The following is a 17,987-nucleotide window of genomic DNA, read 5'->3' on the forward strand; positions in this document are numbered from 1 at the left end:
GATGCCGCAACGGCCAGACCGGGCCCTCCTCTTGCCGGCCCCCCTGCTCCACTCCTGCCTGATCCTCGGGATGCTCGCGTCCCCCTGCGTCGCCCAGGAGGGCGAGGATCTCGCCAAGGAACTCCCCCGCCTCCCCGCCACCGAAGCGGCCGACGCCCTCGCCACCTTCCGCATCCAGGGCGGGTTCGAACTGGTCCCCGTGGCCGTCGAGCCCCTGGTCACCGACCCGGTCGATGCCTGCTACGACGCCGACGGCCGTCTCTACGTCGTCGAGATGCGCGGCTATCCCTACCCTGAGGATGTCCCTTCCGGCCGCGTCCGGCTGATCGAGGACACCGACGGCGACGGCCGCTTCGACGCCGGGACGACCTTCCTCGACGGACTGTCCTGGCCCACGGCCATCGTCCCTTACGACGGCGGCGTCTTCGTCGCGGTCGCCCCGGAGATCCTCTACGCCAAGGACACCGACGGCGACGGCGAGGCCGACATCCGCAAGGTCGCCTTCTCCGGGTTCAACACGAATAACGTCCAGGGGCTGCTCAACGGCTTGCTCTGGGGCCCGGACGGCTGGATCTACGGGACGGCCAGCAGCAACGGCGCTGACGAGGTGGTCAACCACCTCGACCCGAGCCGCCCTCCCGTGCCGCTCGGCCGCCGCGACTTCCGGTTCAAGCCGGACGGCTCGGCGTTCGAGCCGACCTCCGGCGGAGGCCAGAACGGACACAGCTTCGACGATTGGGGCCACCGCTTCACCTGCAACAACAGCAACCACATCCGCCAGATCGTCCTGCCGGCCGATGCCCTCGCCCGCAACCCCGACTTCGCGGCGAGCACCCCGATCATCGACATCGCCGCCGAGGGGGCCGCGGCTCCGGTGTACCGGATCAGCCCGCCCGAACCCTGGCGGATCGTCCGCACCCGGCAGCGGGCCGCCGACCCGGAGTACCGCCGTCGCCTGCCGCCCACCGAGCTGGTCGCCACCGGCTTCTTCACCTCCGCCACCGGCGTGACCATCTACCGGGGCTCCGCCTTCGGGCCCGAGTTCTCCGGGAACGCGTTCATCGGCGATGTCGGGGGAAACCTGATCCACCGCAAGCGACTGGTGCCCGACGGCTCGATCTTCCGGGCGATCCGAACCGAGGAAGGGGTCGAGTTCGTCGCCTCCACCGACAACTGGTTCCGCCCCGTCAACTTCCGGAACACCCCGGACGGCACCCTGCTGGTGCTCGACATGTACCGGGAGACGATCGAGCACCCCGCGTCGATTCCCGAACCGATCAAGATGCACCTGGATCTGACCAGCGGGCACGACCGAGGCCGCCTCTACAACCTGGTGCCCCCCGGATTCTCCCGGCGGGCCCCCCCCCGGCTGAGCGACGCCGACAGCGACCAGCTCGTCTCCCTGCTGGCCGATCCCGACTCCTGGTGGCGGGAGACCGCCCAGCGGCTTCTGATCGAACGCCGGGCCGTCGCGGTCGTCCCCGCGCTCCGGGAACTGGCCCGATCCCGCCCGAACGCGCTGGGCCGGATGCACGCCCTCTGGACCCTCTCGGCCCTGGGAGCGCTGGACCCCGAGGACCTGCTCCTGGGCCTCACCGATGACGAACCCCGCCTCCGGGAGGCTTCCGCGAAGCTGGCCGAGCCGATCGCCGGTGCCGACGCCGGGGTCCGCGACGCCCTGCTCCACCTGGCGAGCGATCCGGACCCGATGGTCCGCTTCCAGGCCGCCCTGTCGATCGGCGTGGTGCCGGGCCCGGAGGCGATCGCCGCGCTGACCGAGATCGTCGAGCGGGACGCGGCCGACCGCTGGACCAGAGCGGCCGTGATGAGCTCCCTGGCCGGTCGGGCCGACCGGCTCCTCGCCGGCCTGATCGACCGCCCCGCCTTCCTCGATCGTCAAGAGGCGGCGGACTGGCTGAACGAGCTGGCCGTCCTGGTCGGCGCCTCGGGGTCGACCGAGAGCATCGGGGCGCTCGTCTCCCGGATCGCAAAGCCGGATGCTCGGCCCGGTGTCGTCCGGGCGGTTCTGATCGGCCTCGGGGAAGGCTTGCGGCGGTCGGGCTCCTCGACCGACCTCCTCCGGGCCGGTGCCACCGGCGAGGCGCTGTTGCCGACCTTTGAGCGGGCCGCCGAGGCCGCCCGGGGAGAGGGGGACGACGCCGATCGGCTCGAGGCGATCCGGCTCCTGGCCCTCGCCCCTTCGGAGCTGGCATTCGACGTCCTTCCGGACCTGCTCGACGGCCGCCAGCCCGCCCCCGTCCAGCTCGCCGCCCTCCGGACCCTGGGGGACCGTCCCGACCCGGAGGTCGGACCGACGCTGACCGCCTCCTGGAAGGGGCTCGGGCCGTCCGCTCGCCGGGAGGCGACGGAGGTCCTCTTCAGCCGTCCCGACCGGCTCCTCGCCCTGCTCGACGCGATGGAGTCCGGGGCGATCCCTCCCGGTCAGCTCGACCCGAGCCGGCGCGACCAGCTCCTCCAGTCCCGAGACGAGGCGATCCGGAGCCGGGCGGCCCGCCTGCTCGCCGGCATGACCGGCTCGACCAGCCGGGCGGAGGTCATCGCGTCCTACCGGGAGGCCTTGTCCCTGGCCGGTGACTCCGATCGGGGCCAGCAGGTCTTCCGTCGCGTGTGCGCCACCTGCCACAAGGCCGAAGGGGTCGGCGCCGAGGTCGGTCCCGACCTGGCGACGGTGACGAACCGGACCCCCGAGGACCTGATCATCCACATCCTCGACCCAAACCGGGAGGTCCTGACCCAGTACCTCAACTACTCGGTCGCCACGGTCGATGGTCGGGTGCTCAGCGGTCAGGTCGCGGCCGAGTCGCCGACCTCCATCACCCTGAAGCGGGCTGAGGGAGTGACCGATGTGGTGCCTCGGGACCAGATCGACGAGCTGGCCTCGACCGGGCAGTCGTTGATGCCCGAGGGGCTGGAGCAGGAGGTTTCGGTCGAGCAGATGGCCGACCTGATCGCCTATCTCAAGAGCCTCCAGGGGGGCTGAGCCCTGGTCGGGGCGGGAGGAGGATCAGCTCCCGCCCCGATCCCCCCCCACTCCCTCGTCGCCGGCCTTCCCGACCCGATTGATCCGGTACGGCCAGCCCTCGGCGTCGATCGTGTCGGTCAAACGGGAGAGCCAGTGGGTCTTCCCTCCGGTCTCGCCCCGGACGGTGATGACGGTCGGGAGGCCGCCCCCTCCCGAGATGTCGAGGTCGACCTCACCGACCAGCCCGCTCGACGGGGCCGGGGTCGCGTCGAACTCGACCGACCAGAATCCTCCCGGCTTGCTCGTCCGGGACGTGGAGGTCCCGACGACGGCGGAGTATCGGCCCCCGTCGAGCAGTTCCGGCTGTTCGAGGAGGGAACGGATCAGCCGATACTGGTTCTCTGAGGCGACCATGGCGGCGACCCGGGGGTCGTTCTCGGCGTTGGCGACGCGATCGGGCCAGCCGAGTCGGTCGAGGTGGGCGGCCAGTGCCTCGATGACGGCCGCGTTGGCCGGACGGCCGAGGTCCTGGATCAGGATGGGCCACGATCATAAGCAGGCCCCGCAGCCGGAAGGACGGCCGGCGGCGACGGAGAGGGGAGGCCGGAGTGCGGTCTGGGCCGGTCGGCTCGACGGGAGACATGGCGGACAGGCTCCAGAGAACAGCCCGCGGGGCCAGCGGCTTCGCCCCCGACGGCCCGGGGGGTAGACGACGGCCCCGGCCGCGACCCGCAAGGGTCGCCACCGGGGCCGTCGCAGCGCGGACACATAGCGATTAGACTGATCGAAGCGTTTTGATCAGTTGTTATGGCGGTCGCCGGCGCGGACGGGAGCGGAGGCGACCACCTCGGCGCCGAGGGTCACGTAGTCGCCGACGATCTTCAAGACCTCCTCGTTGTAGAACGAGTCGGTGTTCCAGACCTTCTTCTCCTCGCCGGCTCGGCCGGAGGCGATGGCTTCGGGCTGGTCCATGAGTTCGTCGACCTCGTCGTCCTCGTCCTTCTGGAACTCGGCGAAGAACTTCTCCTTGTTGAGCGGGAGTTCCTTGCGGTTTTGCCGCTCGATGAACTTCTGGATCGCCTCGGACTGCTTCTGGAACTTCTCGCTGGTTCGGCGACGCTCGAGGGAGCGTTCGGTGAGCAGGGAGACCAGCTCGGCGGGGACTCGGTTGTAGTGGTCGTGCGGCAGGTCGTCGATCTTGTCGAAGGCCAGGGCGTTGTCCATTTCCCCCTCGCCGAGCTGCTGGATGTGGTCGGCGACCGAGGGGATGTGCACGTCGGGGGTGACGCCGCGGACCTGGGTGCTCATGCCGTTGGCCCGGTAGAACTGCTGGATCGTCAGCCGAAGGGCGCCGAGGTTCGGGAACCCGGCGGGGTTGCTGAGCCAGTTGTTCAGGTCGATGATGCTCTGGACCGTGCCCTTGCCGAAGGTGCTGGAGTCGCCGATGATCAGCCCTCGGCCGTAGTCCTTGATGACGCCGGCGAAGATCTCCGAGGCGCTGGCGCTGGTATGGCTGATGAGGACGGCCAGCGGGCCGTCGTAGGCGGTGCCGGCGTCCTCGTCGTTGTAAGGCAGGACGCCATCGGCGTCTCGGACGCGGACGACCGGGCCGGTGTCTATGAACAGGCCGGACAGGGAGATCGCCTCCAGCAGCAGGCCGCCGCCGTTGCCCCGGAGGTCGATCAGGACGCAATCGACGTCCTGGCCCTTGAACTCCTCGAGCAGCCTGCGGCAGTCGGCGGTGGCGGAGACGGCGTCCTTGTCTCCCCGGCGGACGGCGGCGGTGTCACCGTAGAAACTGGGAAGGTTGATGACGCCGATCTTCAGCGGCGTGCCGTCGGGAGCCTTCGTTTCGATCACCTCGCCCTTGGCGTGCTGGTCGGCCAGTTCGATCTTCTCCCGGGTGATGACGTAGGTCTCCCGAGCCTTGGTGCCGGCCGGCTGGACGATGAGCTTGACGTCGGTGCCCCGGGGGCCTCGGATGACTCGGACCACGTCGCTGATCTTCTTCTCGTAGAAGTCGATCAGCTCGCCGTCTTCCTTCTCGACCGCGAGGATCTTGTCCTCGGGCTTCAGGCGGCCGTCCTTTGCGGCGGCGCCACCGGGGATGATCTCCTTGATGACCGGCAGGCCGTCCTCCATCGTCAGGGAGGCGCCGATCCCCTCCAGCGAGAGCTGGAGCTGCTGACTCATCATGTCTTCCAGGTTCTTCCAGCCCATGTACTCGCTGTGCGGGTCGACCGACTGGGAGAGAGCCGAGAGGTAGTACTCCTTCAGCTCGAGCATCTCGAACTGGTGGAAGTAGCGGTACAGGTTGTCCTTGTACCGGATCTTCAGGCGACGGACGGCCTCGTCGTAGTCGGTGTCGCCGAGCATCTGGACCAGCAGCTGATACTTCAACTCCTTGCGCCAGCGCTCCCGGGCCTCTTCGGCGTCGACGGGGTAGTCGAGGGCGTCGGGGTCGTCGATGTAGGTTTCCTCGGCGTCGAAGTCGAAGCCGGCATCGAGCAGCTCGTTGATGACCTCGAACCGCTCGTCGAGGCGGGTGAGGAACCGCTCGAAGACGAACAGGGCGAAGGAGAGGTCGCCGCGCCGGATCTGGTCGTCAAGCTGGTCCTTGAAGGGCTCGAACTCCTCGATGTCGGCCTTGGTGAAGAACAGCTTGCCGCGGTCGAGGGACTCGATGTACTTCTTGTGCCACCTGGCCGAGATCTCGTCGTCGATTTTCGGCTTGGAGAGGTGGGCCCGCTCGATCAGCTCGGCGACGATCCGAGCGGTGATCCGGTCGGCCTGGCTGGGCTCGATCTCGGCGTCCTGGGCCCCGAGCAAGGCCGTCACACCAACGGCGACCCCGAGGACCGTCGCCATTCCCTTGATCCGATGCGTGGAGAATCGGGGCATGAAGCGCGCTCCCGGTCGATCGATAGACTTGGGGACGGGGCGGAGCCGGGCCCTCGCCCGGCCGGAGCGATCGGCGAGCCTTCCGGCCGACGCCGACGGCGAGGAGACGGGGCGGGTCGTCCGGCCGGACGACCTTCCCTGGGGCTTCATCATTCTACGCGGGAAACCCGTTTTTGTGCGAGCAGACTTCTCGCCTCCCGACAGGTCGGGCCCCTCCTCCCTCGGCTCGCGGCGAGACACAAAAAACGGGGAGCCTGCGGGAAAGAGGACGGCCGGCGAAACTCGGGTTATGGTTAACCGAGGAATCCCGGCGCGAGGAGGGGCCGATGGGCTGGGCTCAGGGAGGGGCGGCACCCCCCTGGTTGAGGGGCGTCGGCCGTGAGCTGATCGCGGCGATCGCCCCGGACTCGGAGCCGAGCCGATGCGCCGCCAGGCCGTGATCAGCATGCCGCTGAGCTTCGCCATCGTTCTCCTCGCCGCGGTCGTCCTCGTCGGGGACGGCCGGATTGGCCCGGCGTCGGAGTCGGCCGCCGCCGGCTCCCGACCAGGACCGGGCACGCTCCCTCCGGAGATCGGGCCGAAGGCCGCTCAGGAATCCCCCGCCCCGGCTCCGGCCCTGGTCCCGGTGCCGGCTCCCGGACTTCCCCCCGCTCCCGATCTGGGGCCAGTCGGCCCCGCGTTCGTCGATTCGGCGCCGGGGGAGTCGCTTGAGGACCTCGCACTGCGGGTCTTCGGTTCGGTCGAGATGGCCGGCCCGTTGCAAACCGCCAATCCCGGGCTGGTGATCGAGCCCTGGCGAGCGCTCCCGGCCGGGACCCGGCTGCGACTGCCCTGAGCAAGCCCGGAGCGTCGTCGGGCGGGGGGCATCGGGGTCGGATCTCGGGCGGTGCGCTGCCGGCGAGGCCTCCTACCTCGATGGATCAGGCAATGGCATAGAGAGTTGGGTCGATCGCGTTGGCTTCGTTCCGCGCGGCCGCCGCGCCGGGTGCGCGGCGAGCCGCCCTCCTCCGGCTGATGCGGGGCCGGCCGCTGGACCGGCGTGGCACGGCCGCGCCGGACGCTCGACGAGACGCGATCCTCCGGGACGGGTGCGCCTCGGTGCGCTGCGGGGGTATCGACGATCCTCCTTACCCTGACTTCACTTGCGACCATTCCGTTGGGTTCGGTCCGCGTCCCGGGGCGCGCGGTCTTCTCCCCGGATCGGATCGCGATGACGGACCAGGAGGTCCTCAGCGAACGCGGAGGGTCGGCCCTTCGAGGATGCTGGCATTGGTGGGTCGATGTGTGCGTCCGTGCGTGAGTTCTCGGTGGCTTGGTTGGCGGTTGGGTCTGCGTTCCGGGATGCCAAGGAGTCGACCGGGATCGGGAGGGTCGAGGGGGGCTGAGGGCGGAGCAGGAGGATCGGGCGTCCGGGATGATCGGCCCCCCCGAGTCATCATCGAGGAGACTCGGAGGGGGGCCCACAAAATCGGAGGGAGAGGAGGAGGGGACGGGAGGGGGAGGGACGCAAGAGCCGGAGTGATTCTGGTCTGAGGGGATCGGACCGGAGGGTCAGTCGGCGAGGAGGCCCCAGAGGCGGATGTGGCGGAACATGGCGGTGTCGTCGAAGCTGCCGACGCCGACCCGGCCGTGGGTGAAGGTGGTGTCGGTCGAGGTCATGACGGGCGTCTCCATGTCGTCGAAGTAGACGGCGACGGTGCCGGGGTCGACCCGGCGGACGATCCGGACGTGGTGCCAGTCGTCGGTCCAGGGGGTCCCGGAGGTCCGTTCCTGGGCGATGGAGACGCGAGGCTCGTCGTTGACGAGGAAGATGCTGTGCGCGTGCGGGTCGGCCTCCTTGCCGAGGTGGACGTAGTAGAAGTGGCTCGGGTCCTGGTGGCCGAAGAAGAGGCAGGCGTCCCGGTGGCCGTAGTCTCGTCCCGTTTGCTTGACCTCCAGGTCGAGGACGAAGTCGGAGACGTCGAGATCCTCGATCAGGGCGATGTTGTACGGGGAGCGGACCTTGGGTTCGTAGTCGCTGGCCTGGAATTGCTCCAGCACGAGCGGCCCCTGGTCGATCAGGAAGCGCCAGGCGTCGGGATCGGTGAAGGACCACGCTCCGGAGCGGTCGGCGTCCGACTCGGGCCGGTCGGACGAGTAGACGAGGGGAAGGTCGCCGGCGACGTCGGGGCGGTCGGCGTTGTCGGCGACGGCGGAAGCCGGGGCGAGCAGCAAGAGCAGGAGAGCGATGCGGGAGGTCATGGGGAGGCTCCGGGGAGAGGTCAGATGCTGCTGCGGAAGTACATCACGTCCCCATCCTGGACGATGTAGTTCTTGCCCTCAAGACGCTGGAGGTTCTGGGCCTTGGCCTCCTTCTCGGAGCCGGCGCGCTGGAGATCCTCGAAGGCGGTGACCTCGGCTCGGATGAAGCCCCGGGCGAGGTCGGTGTGGATCTTGCCGGCGGCGTCGACGGCGGAGCCTCCCTTCTCGAGGTTCCAGCCGCGGACCTCGGGCTCGCCGGCGGTGAAGAAGGTGAGGATGCCGACGGCGTCGTAGGCGGCTCGGATGATGCGGTCTCGGCCGAACTCGGTGATGCCCCACTCCTCCATGAACGAGGAGCGCTCGTCGGGGCTCATCTGCTGGAGTTCCAGTTCGAGCTGGGCGTCGATGGCCAGGGCGTTCGGGGCGGAGGAGGAAATGGCGTCGGGGACCCCCTCGCCCTGGGGGGCGTTGACCACGACGACGAGCGCTTTGTCGGTGAGCAGGCCGAAGGAGCGCATGGGCTTCTTCTCCTCCTCGGTCAGGTCGAGGTCGGCGAGGACCTGGCCGGCTTCCAGGGCGGCGGCGCAGCGGCGGACGACGTCGAGTTCCTTGACCAGCGCGTCCCGGTCGGGGCGAGGCTTCTTGATCTGGGCCTCGAGGGTTTCGGCACGCTTGGTGAGGACGCTCAGGTCGGCGAAGACCAGCTCGTCTCGGAAGTGGGCGAGTTCCGCGGTCGGGTCGGCGCCGGGGCCGAAGCCGTTGAGGACGACGACCAGGGCGTCTCCCTTGCGGATGAGGGCGAGGCGTTGGGGGTTGTCGCCGTGGCTGCCGGGCATCAGGCCGGGAGTGTCGAGGAACTCGACGTGGGCCCGGGTGACTTTCTTGGGCTTGTACATCCCGGCGAGGACGTCGATCCTCGGGTCGTTGAGCACGGCGATGCCGACCTGGCCCTGCTGGACCTTACCCGGGTCGGGCGAGACGCCCGTCAGCAGTTGGAACAACGTGCTCTTGCCGCTCCCGGCGAAACCGACCAGGCCCGCTTGCATCGGACTCGTTCCCTTCGGCGTTCCGCGATCGCTGTGTCCGGCCCCGGCGCACGGTCGCTCCGGGAGAGGGAGCCATCATACCAGAAGCCGGAGGGGGTGGTCTGGCCGTCGGAACCGGGGAAGACGGCGAGGGGCCGATCGGTTCCGTTGCGGAGGAGGCCGGCCGAGCTCTTGACGAGGCTCCGGAACGGGAGCGGGTCCGGGGGGTTGCCCTCCGCCTGGAGGGGATTGAGCGGGAGCCCGGACTGGGGAGCCCCTCGGCCGGGAGCGACGGAGGGAGGGCGCGACGCTGGTGGCTTCGAGGTCGCCACCGGCGAGGGTCCCGGCCTGAGGCGAGGAGGGATGGGCCGTCCTGGACGGGAGGGAGGCCGATCAGCCGGCAGCGGGGCGGAGGCCGGCCTCGAGGGCGTCGAGCTGGGCGTCAAGCTCGGCGATGGCCTCGGAGGCGAGGGGGAGGGCGCCGTATCGGACTCGGTAGAAGGCCTCGACGACTCGGGAGGGGACGTCGGTGAGGGGCCGGCCGTCGCCGTCGCGGGCCTGGGTGCCCAGCAGGACGGAGGCACGGCGGGCGAACTCGCGGGGGGTTTCGGTGGCGGGGCGCTGGAGGCCGTAGGCGTCGAGGACTTTGACGAGGCGGACGTAGGCGGCCAGGGCGCCGGAGGAGTCGTCGGCGAGGTCGTCTCCCTGGCGGAGGCGTCGGGTCATCAGCCGCCAGAGGCGCCGGGAGAGGACGGAGGCGGCGACGGTCAGGAGCATGACGAGGGAGGAGACGATGAACCCCTTGACGCTGAAGAAGGCGGTCGGGCTGGGGAAGTCGGTCATCCAGCGGAAGGCGTTGACCAGGGCGGCTCTCATGATGCGGAAGCCCTCTCGGGCCTCCTTCACCAGGGCTCGGATGGGCTGGTAGAGGAGCTGTTCCTGGCGGTCGGAGTTGAAGCCGGCGATGTAGAAGACCCAGATGTAGCGGATGAAGTCGGCAACCTGGCGGATGCTCTGGGGCATCCGGCTGACCTGGGCGACCTGCAGCCTGCGCTCGGCGGGGGGGGTGGGGTCGAGCGTCACCCAGATGGGCAGGCGGTCGCGGTCGGCGGTATGGCCGACGTACGCCTCGACCCAGCTGTGGGCGTGTCGCTGGCGGATGGTGAACATCTGGGCGAGGTCGTTCCAGTCTCCTCCCTTGAAGCCGTTGACGACTCGGGAGGGGATGCCCTGGCTGCGGAGCAGCAGGGCGAGGGAGCTGGCGAAGTACTCGCAGTGCCCCCGGCGGCGGTTGAGCAGGAAGTCGAGGTTGGGGTCGATGGTCGGGTCGTCTCGGCCCATCTGGATGGTGTAGTGGAACTCTCCGGAATCGCGGAGGTAGGACTCCAGGGCTCGGGCGCGGGCGACGAGGTCGTCGGGGGGGAGGTGGGCGACCCATCGGTCGGAGATCTCGCGGAGCGGGCCGACGAGATCGGGGGGGAGGGAGGTGTACTTGCGGACCCCGTAGGAGTAGGCCAGGAGATCGTTTTCCCCGGGCTGGACGGGGATGTCGTCGCCGGTGCGTTCGGAGAAGACGACGTAATCGAGCGGGCCGAGGTTGCGGGGGCCGCCGGTGAGGCGTCGGGCGCGGCGATCGGGTTCTCGGATCAGGGTACCGTCGCTGGCGTTCAGGGAGATGAGGCCCTCGGGGAGGACTCGGATCTCGGCGATCGGCCGCAGGGCGAAGAGAACGCGCTCGGACGTCTCTTCCATGTGGATGTGCTGCTCGATGAGGTCCTCGGGACGAACCCGGGAGGCGGGGGGGGAGCCGACCTGGACGTCGTCTCGGTCTCGGCTCCAGCGGGACTGCTCGTAGCGGGAGAGGGTGACGCCGCGCCAGAGCAATTCCTCCTGGGGCTCGTAGCGGCGGCCGTCGAGGCGGAGCTCGGCGGTGAAGACGACGGCGTCGTTTTCGAGGATTTCCCCCATCTGGCCGAGGGTGACCTGCTCGCTGAAGCCGGTCAGGTTGCGGGGGGCCAGGGAGCCTCGGGGGGGCTGGGCCCGGGAGGCGGACCGGGGCATGATCAGGAAGATGAACAGGCCCAGCAGCAGCGTCATGGCCACCGCCCGGGCGGTGGCCACGAAGAAGGAGAGGCCGAAGAGGCCGGGATAGGGCTCGTCTCCGCCGGAGACGGCTGCCGGAGTCGGGGAGGAGGGGCCGGTCTCGACTCCGGCGCGCATCGCCTCGCGCTGCAGGTAGAAGAGGCTCAGCACCCAGATGGCCAGGATGGCCCAGGCGACCAGAAGCAGGCCGACGCGGTCCCCTTGGCTGAGGAAGCAGCCGACGAGCACTTGCATCAGGCCGAGGACGATCAGGTACCAGTCGTCTTCGGGGGCCTTGGGCCGGAACATCTTGACGAGGGTGAGGTAGTAGAGCCAGTGGCCGCAGGCGATGACGAGCTGGTTGGGGTCGAGCCGGTACTCGAGGTAGACGAGGATCAGGGAGGCGACGCCGAGCAGGTTGGCGGTGCCGGGACCCAGGCCGAAGCCGCGGCGGCGATCGACGGTGAGATAGGCGACGACGCCGGCCAGGGCCATGACGATCGGGTACAGGCGGGCGTAACGAACGAAGGAGCCGCCGACCCGGATGGCGGCGTCGGAGTCGATATTCAGGATCAGGGCGGCGAGGAACATCAGCAGATACATGCTGATGCGGTAGAGCGGCGCGAAGCTCATCGCGTCATCTCCCGGGAGGGGACCGAGGCATCCGGGGAGTCGGTGTCGGCGTTGGCGTTGGCTTCGGAGTCGGAGTCGGAGTCGGAGTCGGAGAGCGGGCGGTCGTCGTCGGGAGCGCGGTCGGTCAGGGGGCCGGTGGGGGTGACGGCGGCCCCGCCGTCGAAGCGGATGTAGTCGTCCAGGTCCCCCCGGGAGGCGTCGAGCTGGAGGACTCGGCCGGTGAGCCGGAGGCCGGTGGACTCGTTGAGCCGGGCGGAGCGTTCGTATTCCTCGGCGAGGTTGATCGGGCGGGTGGAGACGACCAGGAGCATGGCGTCTCGGAGCATGGAGGCGGGGAGGGCGTCGAGCAGGCCGCCGAGGTGCCCCTCGGGGGAGGGGCGGAGCAGGGCGAGCTCCTCGAGCAGCTCGTGCAGCAGGCGGATTGAGGCCGGGCCGTGGCGGACCTCGGGAGCGGGGCCGGTCCAGCCCAGGAGCAGGCGTCGGCCGGAGGAGCGGCAGGTCTCCAGACAGACGGTGGCGCAGAAGCGGATCGCGCGCTCGACGGCCTCGCGCTGCTCGGCGGTGGCCTTGGTGCGGGGGAGCCAGGGGTCGAGCAGAACGGCCAGGTCCTGGTCGCTTTGCTGCTCGAACTCCTTGACCATCGGCTGGCCGACCCGGGCGCTGGTGCGCCAGTGGATCCAGCGGGGGCTGTCGCCGGGGCGGTAGTCGCGCAGGCCGTGGTATTCCTGCTGCTGGGCGGAGCGGTCGTGCCGTCGTCCTCGGCGGGTTTCGGTGGCCTCTCGGAAGACGCGCCGCCAGCGTCGGGTGAGGGTGCCGACGCTGGGGTAGACGACGAGGCTGCCGGGGGCCTCGATCGTGACCCGGCGCTCGCGCAGGCCGAAGGGGGAGCGGGTGACCAGCTCGATGCTGGAGTATCGGTAGCGTCCCCGGGCCGGGGCCTGGCCTCGCCAGGGGCGGCGGAGGCGGTCCCGGGCGGCGACCCGGGGGAAGAAGACGCGGGGGTAGAGTTCCCGGGCGGAGGGGGTGCCGGGCTCGTCGGGGGAGAGCAGGTCGACGGTGGTCATGGCCAGCGCGTCGCGCCAGCGGTGCCGGTTCTCGAGCACGTAGTCGATCACCAGCGGAGCGCCGGCGAACACGTAGGGGGGCGCCCGGCGGACGACCTTCAGGCCGCGGAGCACCGCGTAGCTGACGAAGATCGAGCCGACGATCGGTCCGGCGGCCAGGCCGGCGATCAGCAGGACGAGGTTGATCTGCTGGTACAGCCCGGTGCCGAGCAGGATGAACCAAACGGCGATGTAGCCCGCCCCCTCGACGGTCCAGCGCAGGGTCTGGCTCGGCCGCAGCGCGGCCCCGGCGGCGCGGGCGATTTTGCCGAACGGACTTCGGGCCATGCGGAGCGTCCCGGGGGCGAGGGGAGGGGCGTCGGTGCGCGTCGGGAGAAGGGAGCCGGATGGGCCGCCGGTCGAATCGGATCGAATCGAATCGGATCGAATCGGAACGGATCAGGCTGGGACTCGGATGCGGTCGACAAGGTCCCGGATGATTGCCTCGGAGGCGTTGAACTCGCCGGCCTGGAGGAAGGACTTGCCGACGACTCGGTGCGCCAGCACGGGGAGGCTCATCGTCTTGATGTCGTCGGGGACGACATACGAGCGGCCCGAGACCAGGGCGAACCCCTGGGCGGCTCGATAGAGGGTCAGGGCGCCCCGGGTGCTGACGCCGACGTTGAGGTCCTCGCTCTCCCGGGTGGCGTGGACGATTTCCATGAGGTAGTCGGCGATGGTGTCGTCGACGCGGACCGATCGGGTGGCGCGCTGGAGGGTGAGCACCTCGTCTCGGGAGAGGACGGGGCGGAGGTCCTCGACGGGCTCTCCGGAGCGGTGGCTGGTGAGGATGTGCCGCTCCTCGCTGGCGACGGGGTAGCCCATGCGGACGCGCATCATGAAGCGGTCGAGCTGGCTCTCGGGGAGGACGTAGGTGCCCTCGAATTCGTAGGGGTTCTGGGTGGCGAGGACGAGGAACGGGGGATCGAGGGGGTACGACTTGCCCTCGACGGAAACCTGGCGGTCTCCCATGGCTTCGAGCAGGGCGCTCTGGGTCCGGGGGGTGGTGCGGTTGATCTCGTCGGCGAGGATCACGTTGGCGAACAGCGGGCCGGGTTTGAAGACGAACTCGCCGGTACCGGAGTTATAGACGCTCGACCCGAGGATGTCGGAGGGGAGCAGGTCGGGGGTGAACTGGACGCGGCGGAAGGAGCAATCGATGCTCGCCGCCAGGGCTCGGGCCAGCAGCGTTTTTCCCACGCCGGGGACGTCCTCGATCAGGACATGCCCCTCAGCCAGGAGGGCGACGGTCACCAGCCGGATCACGTCCGGTTTCCCCAGGACGACCGTGCCGACGTTCTCGATCAGCCGATCGAGCAGGGGAAGCAGCGCGTCGAGGTCCGGCGCGGTCAACTCGTCGGTCGTCTGGGCACTCATGGGGCAATCCGCGGCGGTCTCCCCGCGGTCCGCAGGTACGACGGTCGGGGCGTCTGGGGGCCGGATGATCCGGCGGGGAGCATTATACTTGCGACCAGGGCCGGTTTCCACGCCCCGGACTCGGAGGAGGGGACAGGCCGGGGCGAGCGACCGGGAGGAGGGGCCGTCGGATCGAGGCGCCGGGCGCTGGGATGTGATATGGTTCGACCCGGAGCGGGGGTCGGATCGACGGTCGGTCGCCCCGGGGCCCGGCGGAGGGCAGGCGATGGGAGCGCCTCCGATCCCGGTCGCGCTGGTGGTCGGAGATCTCGTCCGGCGGGGGGAGGTGCATCGGATCGCCCGGCTCGTCGGCCGCCTGACGGGGAGGGGGATCGCGGCCCTGGTGATCGGCTCCGGGGGAGTCTCGGGGCTGATCGAGCGGGGGATCGCGGCGATCGAGGACCCCTGGCTGGACCGCCCGTGGCTTGGCCGGGTGGCCTCGGGACGAGTGCGGCGGGCCGATCCGGGGGCTCCCGCGGAGGTGGTGCACGCGATGCACGCGGAGGTCGTCCGGGCCGCGGCCGAGCTCGCCTCCGGCTGGGGGGCGCCGCTGGTCCGGACGATCGAGGACTACCCCGGCCTCGACGACCCCTCCCGGGCCGAGCCCCGGGGGAGCCTGGTGACGGTGGTGGGGGACGACGGGCTGGCCCGCCGGTTCGCCGAGGAGGGCCGGCAACCTCCGGAATCGATCCGGGTGATCGCTCCGGGGATCGATCCGATCCGGGGGGGCGAGGCGGACACCGAGGGGGCCGCGATCCCTGGCGACCGGGTCCGGGTGATCGGGGCGATGGGCAGGCTCGGCTCCGGCTCGGGGTTCGAGGCGTTCCTGGACGCGATCCACCGCGTGCTGAAGGCCGGCAGGGACGTCGAGTTCCTGGTGGCAGGCCTGGGGCCGGGGGAGTCGAGGCTGCGGCGGAGGGCCGCCCGGCTGGGGATCGCCGAGCGGCTGACCTTCGCCTCCCCGGCGGCGCTGGAGTCGGTCTTCTGGGAGGTGATCGACCTGTATTGCCAGCCGGCGGCGGTCGCGACCCTCGGGCGCCCGCTGATGGAGGCGATGGTCGCCGGCCGACCGTCCGTGGCCGCCGACGTCGAGGGGCTGCGCGGGCTGCTCGGCGGAGGGGGCCGAGGCCTGCTCGTCCCCCCCGGAGACGCGGCGGCGCTGGCCCGGGCGATGCTGGACCTGCTCGACCAGCCCCTCCTGGCTCGGTCGCTGGGGGAGCGCTCCAGGCAGTGGGCCCTCCCCCGCTTCGACCCGGATCGCGAGGCCGACCAGCTGGCGGCCCTCTACGCCGAGTGCGCCCGGACCGGCTCCCCCTCGTCGGAGAGACGGCGCTCGTAGACCTTCACCCAGCAGAGCAGGTCGTAGAAGGCCAGCAGCGAGCAGAAGGCCAGCCCGGGCAGGCCGTCGAGGAATCCGAGCCGGAAAAGGTACGCATAAACAAAGCGAATGAGGGGCCGCATCGGCAACCGGAGGTACGCCTTCTTGAGCCGCCGCTTCAGCCGCTTCCCCCGGCCGATCGTGGCGGGGACGGGAGCGTGCAGGAAGCGATCGAACTGCTCGGCCTCCCACGAGGCGTAGCGGTTGTGCTTCTCGACCCAGGCGTCGATGGTGGGGTAGGCGTAATGGTCGAGCTCGTGCGTCAGGCGGGCGACGCGGCCGTTCAGCTCGACGTGCTCGTGCGCCTCGTTGTCCCCCGCGGTTGAGCCGGGGGAGGCGGGCATGCGCTCGTAGCGCCCGAGGCGGTGCTTGAACAGGCGGAGGTTCCAGCACTCGGCGTAGCCGCAGTGTCGGATGCGGCGGCCGAGGAAGAAGTACTTCATGTTCAGGTAGTAGCCGTCGGCAGCGCCGGAGGCGATGCGGTCGGCGATCTCGGCGGCAAGCTCGGGGGGGACCACCTCATCGGCGTCGACGATGAGGACCCACTCGTTGCGGAAGTCGAGGTGCTCCAGGGCCCAGTTCTTCTTCTTCGGGTAAACGCCGTTGAAGCGGAACTGAACGACGGTGGCGCCGTGCTCCTCGGCGACGAAGGCGGTGGCGTCGTCGCTCTGGCTGTCGACGACGAAGACCTCGTCGGCCCAGGAGAGCGCGGGCAAGCAGCGCTTGAGGTTCTCGGCCTCGTTCTTGACCGGCACGATCACGCTCACTGGCACCTTCTCGGTGTTGGGAGCGGCCGGGAGGTCGGCGGAGGGCTCGGCGATGGTCGCCACGGGGCGAGTCTCCTCGGGTCGGGGGGGGAGCGGCGGGCGAGGTCGGGTCAGGCCGCGCCGGGGTCGTCGGCCGAGGCGATGGCCTCGGGCCTCGGCCCGCCGCCGGAGAGGTAGCGATAGACCTCGGCGAGGCGATCGGCCTGGCGGTCCCAGGTGTAATGCTGTTCGACCAGCTCCCGGCCTCGGCGGCCGAGGTCGGCCCGCTCGTCGGGGGAGCGTTCGAGCAGTTCTCGGAGGCCGGCGGTCACTGCCGGCACGTCGGGCTCGACGACGAGGCCCCCGCCGGCCCGGGCCAGTTCGGGGAAGTGGCAGGCGGTGGTGATGAGCGAGGGGAGCCGAGCGGCGAGGGCCTCGAGGACCGCCATGCTGAACCCCTCGCTGTAGCTGGGCAGGATGAAGGCGTCGGCCGCCCCCCAGGCGCGCCGGGCGGAGGGGCCGGCGACGTGGCCGAGCCTCGTCACCCGATCCGAGAGCTCGAGGGCCGCCATCCGGCCGAGGAACGGGGAGAGCGCCCCGTCGTCGTTCCCGGCGAGGAGCAGATGAAGCTCGGGGTGGTCGGGGCCGAGCGCCCCCATCGCCTCGGCCAGCAGGTCGAGCCCCTTCTTGGGGTGCAGCCGGCCGAGGAACAGCAGCAGGAACTTGCCGGCAAGCTCGGGGTGCTCGGCCTCGAGTTCCGCCCTCGGGGGGAGGTCGTCGAACGGGGAGAGGTCGACCCCGTTGGGCACGAAGCAGACGGTGGCCTCTGGGGCGAGGGCGCGGAGGTGGCCGATCTCGGGCCGGGAGAGGGCGTGCAGGCAGGAGGCGCCTCGGAGGTTCGGCCCCTCGATCAGCGCCGTGTAGATCCGCTTCTTCAGGGCCTTCTGGCGGAGGGCCCAGGGCTCGGCCATGCCGTGGGCGGCGATCAGGTAGGGCACATCGTACCGGCGGGCGGCGGCGGCCCCGCGTCGAGAGTGCCCTTGCCAGAGGCCGTGGATGTGGACGACCTCCGCGCCTCGGACGGCCGAGGCAAGGTCGGCCTCGGGCCCCCGGAGGGTCAGCCCGGCGGGAAGCTCGAAGGCGTCTCGACGAGACGGGGTCGGCGTGACGATCTCGACGCGATCGCCCCGGCCGGCCAGCGCCCCGGTCATGCCGAGGATGCTGGGGACCATCCCGCCGTCCCGGACCGGGTCGAGGCCGTTGCACAGGTGGACCCACCCCGAGGCGGTCCCGGATGGGGTGTGAGATCGGCGGGAGGGGCCGGGGAGGGTGGTCGGGGATGCGGTCATCGGAGGCCTCGATGGTGGTGAACGTCCGACTTCTGTGATTCCGACGGCCGGGACCGGCGACGGGGGAGGATCGGCCGAGTGGGCCCCGGGCGGGGGGGAGCCCGGCCGGGCCCGACGCTCGAGGACGGGC

The 17,987-nt window shown here is 70.5% G+C and carries 12 protein-coding genes; 3 read left to right on the top strand and 9 right to left on the bottom strand.

The features are described 5' to 3' along the window. The first annotated feature begins 1 nt into the window (after nt 1). Nucleotides 2–3,001, top strand: coding sequence for a PVC-type heme-binding CxxCH protein (locus tag TsocGM_RS08345; protein WP_233578596.1), 3,000 nt, complete (start codon nt 2–4; stop codon nt 2,999–3,001). A 24-nt stretch (nt 3,002–3,025) separates the two neighbouring features. Here TsocGM_RS08345 and TsocGM_RS08350 read toward each other — a convergent pair whose 3' ends face one another. Together TsocGM_RS08350 and TsocGM_RS08355 are read right to left on the bottom strand one after the other, a co-directional pair. Then, nucleotides 3,026–3,397: a hypothetical protein gene (locus tag TsocGM_RS08350; protein WP_126724853.1), complete on the bottom strand. Its 372-nt coding sequence runs from the start codon at nt 3,395–3,397 to the stop codon at nt 3,026–3,028. A 384-nt stretch (nt 3,398–3,781) separates the two neighbouring features. After that, nucleotides 3,782–5,884 (bottom strand): carboxy terminal-processing peptidase, encoded by a 2,103-nt coding sequence (locus tag TsocGM_RS08355; protein ID WP_126724854.1) that lies wholly within the window; start codon nt 5,882–5,884, stop codon nt 3,782–3,784. A gap of 421 nt (nt 5,885–6,305) precedes the next feature. On the opposite strand from TsocGM_RS08355, the gene TsocGM_RS08360 reads away from it, so the two are divergent. Continuing rightward, on the top strand, nt 6,306–6,719 hold the full coding sequence (locus TsocGM_RS08360) for a hypothetical protein (protein ID WP_126724855.1): 414 nt from the start codon (nt 6,306–6,308) through the stop codon (nt 6,717–6,719). Between the two features lie 716 nt (nt 6,720–7,435). Here TsocGM_RS08360 and TsocGM_RS08365 read toward each other — a convergent pair. From TsocGM_RS08365 to TsocGM_RS08385, 5 genes are all read right to left on the bottom strand, one after another. Then, nucleotides 7,436–8,125, bottom strand: a complete 690-nt coding sequence (locus TsocGM_RS08365; RefSeq protein WP_126724856.1) for a LamG domain-containing protein — start codon at nt 8,123–8,125, stop codon at nt 7,436–7,438. A gap of 20 nt (nt 8,126–8,145) precedes the next feature. Beyond that, nucleotides 8,146–9,171, bottom strand: coding sequence for a DUF933 domain-containing protein (locus TsocGM_RS08370; protein ID WP_126724857.1), 1,026 nt, complete (start codon nt 9,169–9,171; stop codon nt 8,146–8,148). 372 nt (nt 9,172–9,543) lie between these two features. Continuing rightward, a complete protein-coding gene (locus TsocGM_RS08375) occupies nt 9,544–11,865 on the bottom strand; it encodes a transglutaminase TgpA family protein (protein WP_126724858.1) in 2,322 nt (773 codons plus the stop codon). Further along, nucleotides 11,862–13,256: a DUF58 domain-containing protein gene (locus TsocGM_RS08380; RefSeq protein WP_126724859.1), complete on the bottom strand. Its 1,395-nt coding sequence runs from the start codon at nt 13,254–13,256 to the stop codon at nt 11,862–11,864. Before TsocGM_RS08380 ends, TsocGM_RS08375 begins: the two co-directional genes overlap by 4 nt. A 111-nt stretch (nt 13,257–13,367) precedes the next feature. Then, nucleotides 13,368–14,345: an AAA family ATPase gene (locus TsocGM_RS08385; protein ID WP_126724860.1), complete on the bottom strand. Its 978-nt coding sequence runs from the start codon at nt 14,343–14,345 to the stop codon at nt 13,368–13,370. A 265-nt stretch (nt 14,346–14,610) separates the two neighbouring features. On the opposite strand from TsocGM_RS08385, the gene TsocGM_RS08390 reads away from it, so the two are divergent. Beyond that, nucleotides 14,611–15,723 (top strand): glycosyltransferase family 4 protein, encoded by a 1,113-nt coding sequence (locus TsocGM_RS08390; protein WP_158633435.1) that lies wholly within the window; start codon nt 14,611–14,613, stop codon nt 15,721–15,723. Here the strand turns inward: TsocGM_RS08390 and TsocGM_RS08395 are convergent. Then, complete coding sequence (locus tag TsocGM_RS08395; protein WP_126724862.1) at nt 15,669–16,592, bottom strand: glycosyltransferase family 2 protein; 924 nt, start codon at nt 16,590–16,592, stop codon at nt 15,669–15,671. The genes TsocGM_RS08390 and TsocGM_RS08395 overlap by 55 nt on opposite strands. 47 nt (nt 16,593–16,639) lie before the next feature. Continuing rightward, entirely contained in the window at nt 16,640–17,857 is a 1,218-nt protein-coding gene (locus TsocGM_RS08400; protein WP_126724863.1) for a glycosyltransferase, read from the bottom strand. Between the last annotated feature and the right edge of the window lie 130 nt (nt 17,858–17,987).

The sequence above is a fragment of the Tautonia sociabilis genome (genome assembly GCF_003977685.1).
In the GTDB taxonomy this organism is placed as follows: Bacteria; Planctomycetota; Planctomycetia; order Isosphaerales; family Isosphaeraceae; genus Tautonia; species Tautonia sociabilis.

Coding starts and splice junctions, on each gene's coding strand:
- TsocGM_RS08345 (WP_233578596.1), top strand. CDS start 2: ATGCCGCAACGGCCAGACCGGGCCCTCCTCTTGCCGGCCCCCCTGCTC.
- TsocGM_RS08350 (WP_126724853.1), bottom strand. CDS start 3,397: ATGGTCGCCTCAGAGAACCAGTATCGGCTGATCCGTTCCCTCCTCGAA.
- TsocGM_RS08355 (WP_126724854.1), bottom strand. CDS start 5,884: ATGCCCCGATTCTCCACGCATCGGATCAAGGGAATGGCGACGGTCCTC.
- TsocGM_RS08360 (WP_126724855.1), top strand. CDS start 6,306: ATGCGCCGCCAGGCCGTGATCAGCATGCCGCTGAGCTTCGCCATCGTT.
- TsocGM_RS08365 (WP_126724856.1), bottom strand. CDS start 8,125: ATGACCTCCCGCATCGCTCTCCTGCTCTTGCTGCTCGCCCCGGCTTCC.
- TsocGM_RS08370 (WP_126724857.1), bottom strand. CDS start 9,171: ATGCAAGCGGGCCTGGTCGGTTTCGCCGGGAGCGGCAAGAGCACGTTG.
- TsocGM_RS08375 (WP_126724858.1), bottom strand. CDS start 11,865: ATGAGCTTCGCGCCGCTCTACCGCATCAGCATGTATCTGCTGATGTTC.
- TsocGM_RS08380 (WP_126724859.1), bottom strand. CDS start 13,256: ATGGCCCGAAGTCCGTTCGGCAAAATCGCCCGCGCCGCCGGGGCCGCG.
- TsocGM_RS08385 (WP_126724860.1), bottom strand. CDS start 14,345: ATGAGTGCCCAGACGACCGACGAGTTGACCGCGCCGGACCTCGACGCG.
- TsocGM_RS08390 (WP_158633435.1), top strand. CDS start 14,611: ATGGGAGCGCCTCCGATCCCGGTCGCGCTGGTGGTCGGAGATCTCGTC.
- TsocGM_RS08400 (WP_126724863.1), bottom strand. CDS start 17,857: ATGACCGCATCCCCGACCACCCTCCCCGGCCCCTCCCGCCGATCTCAC.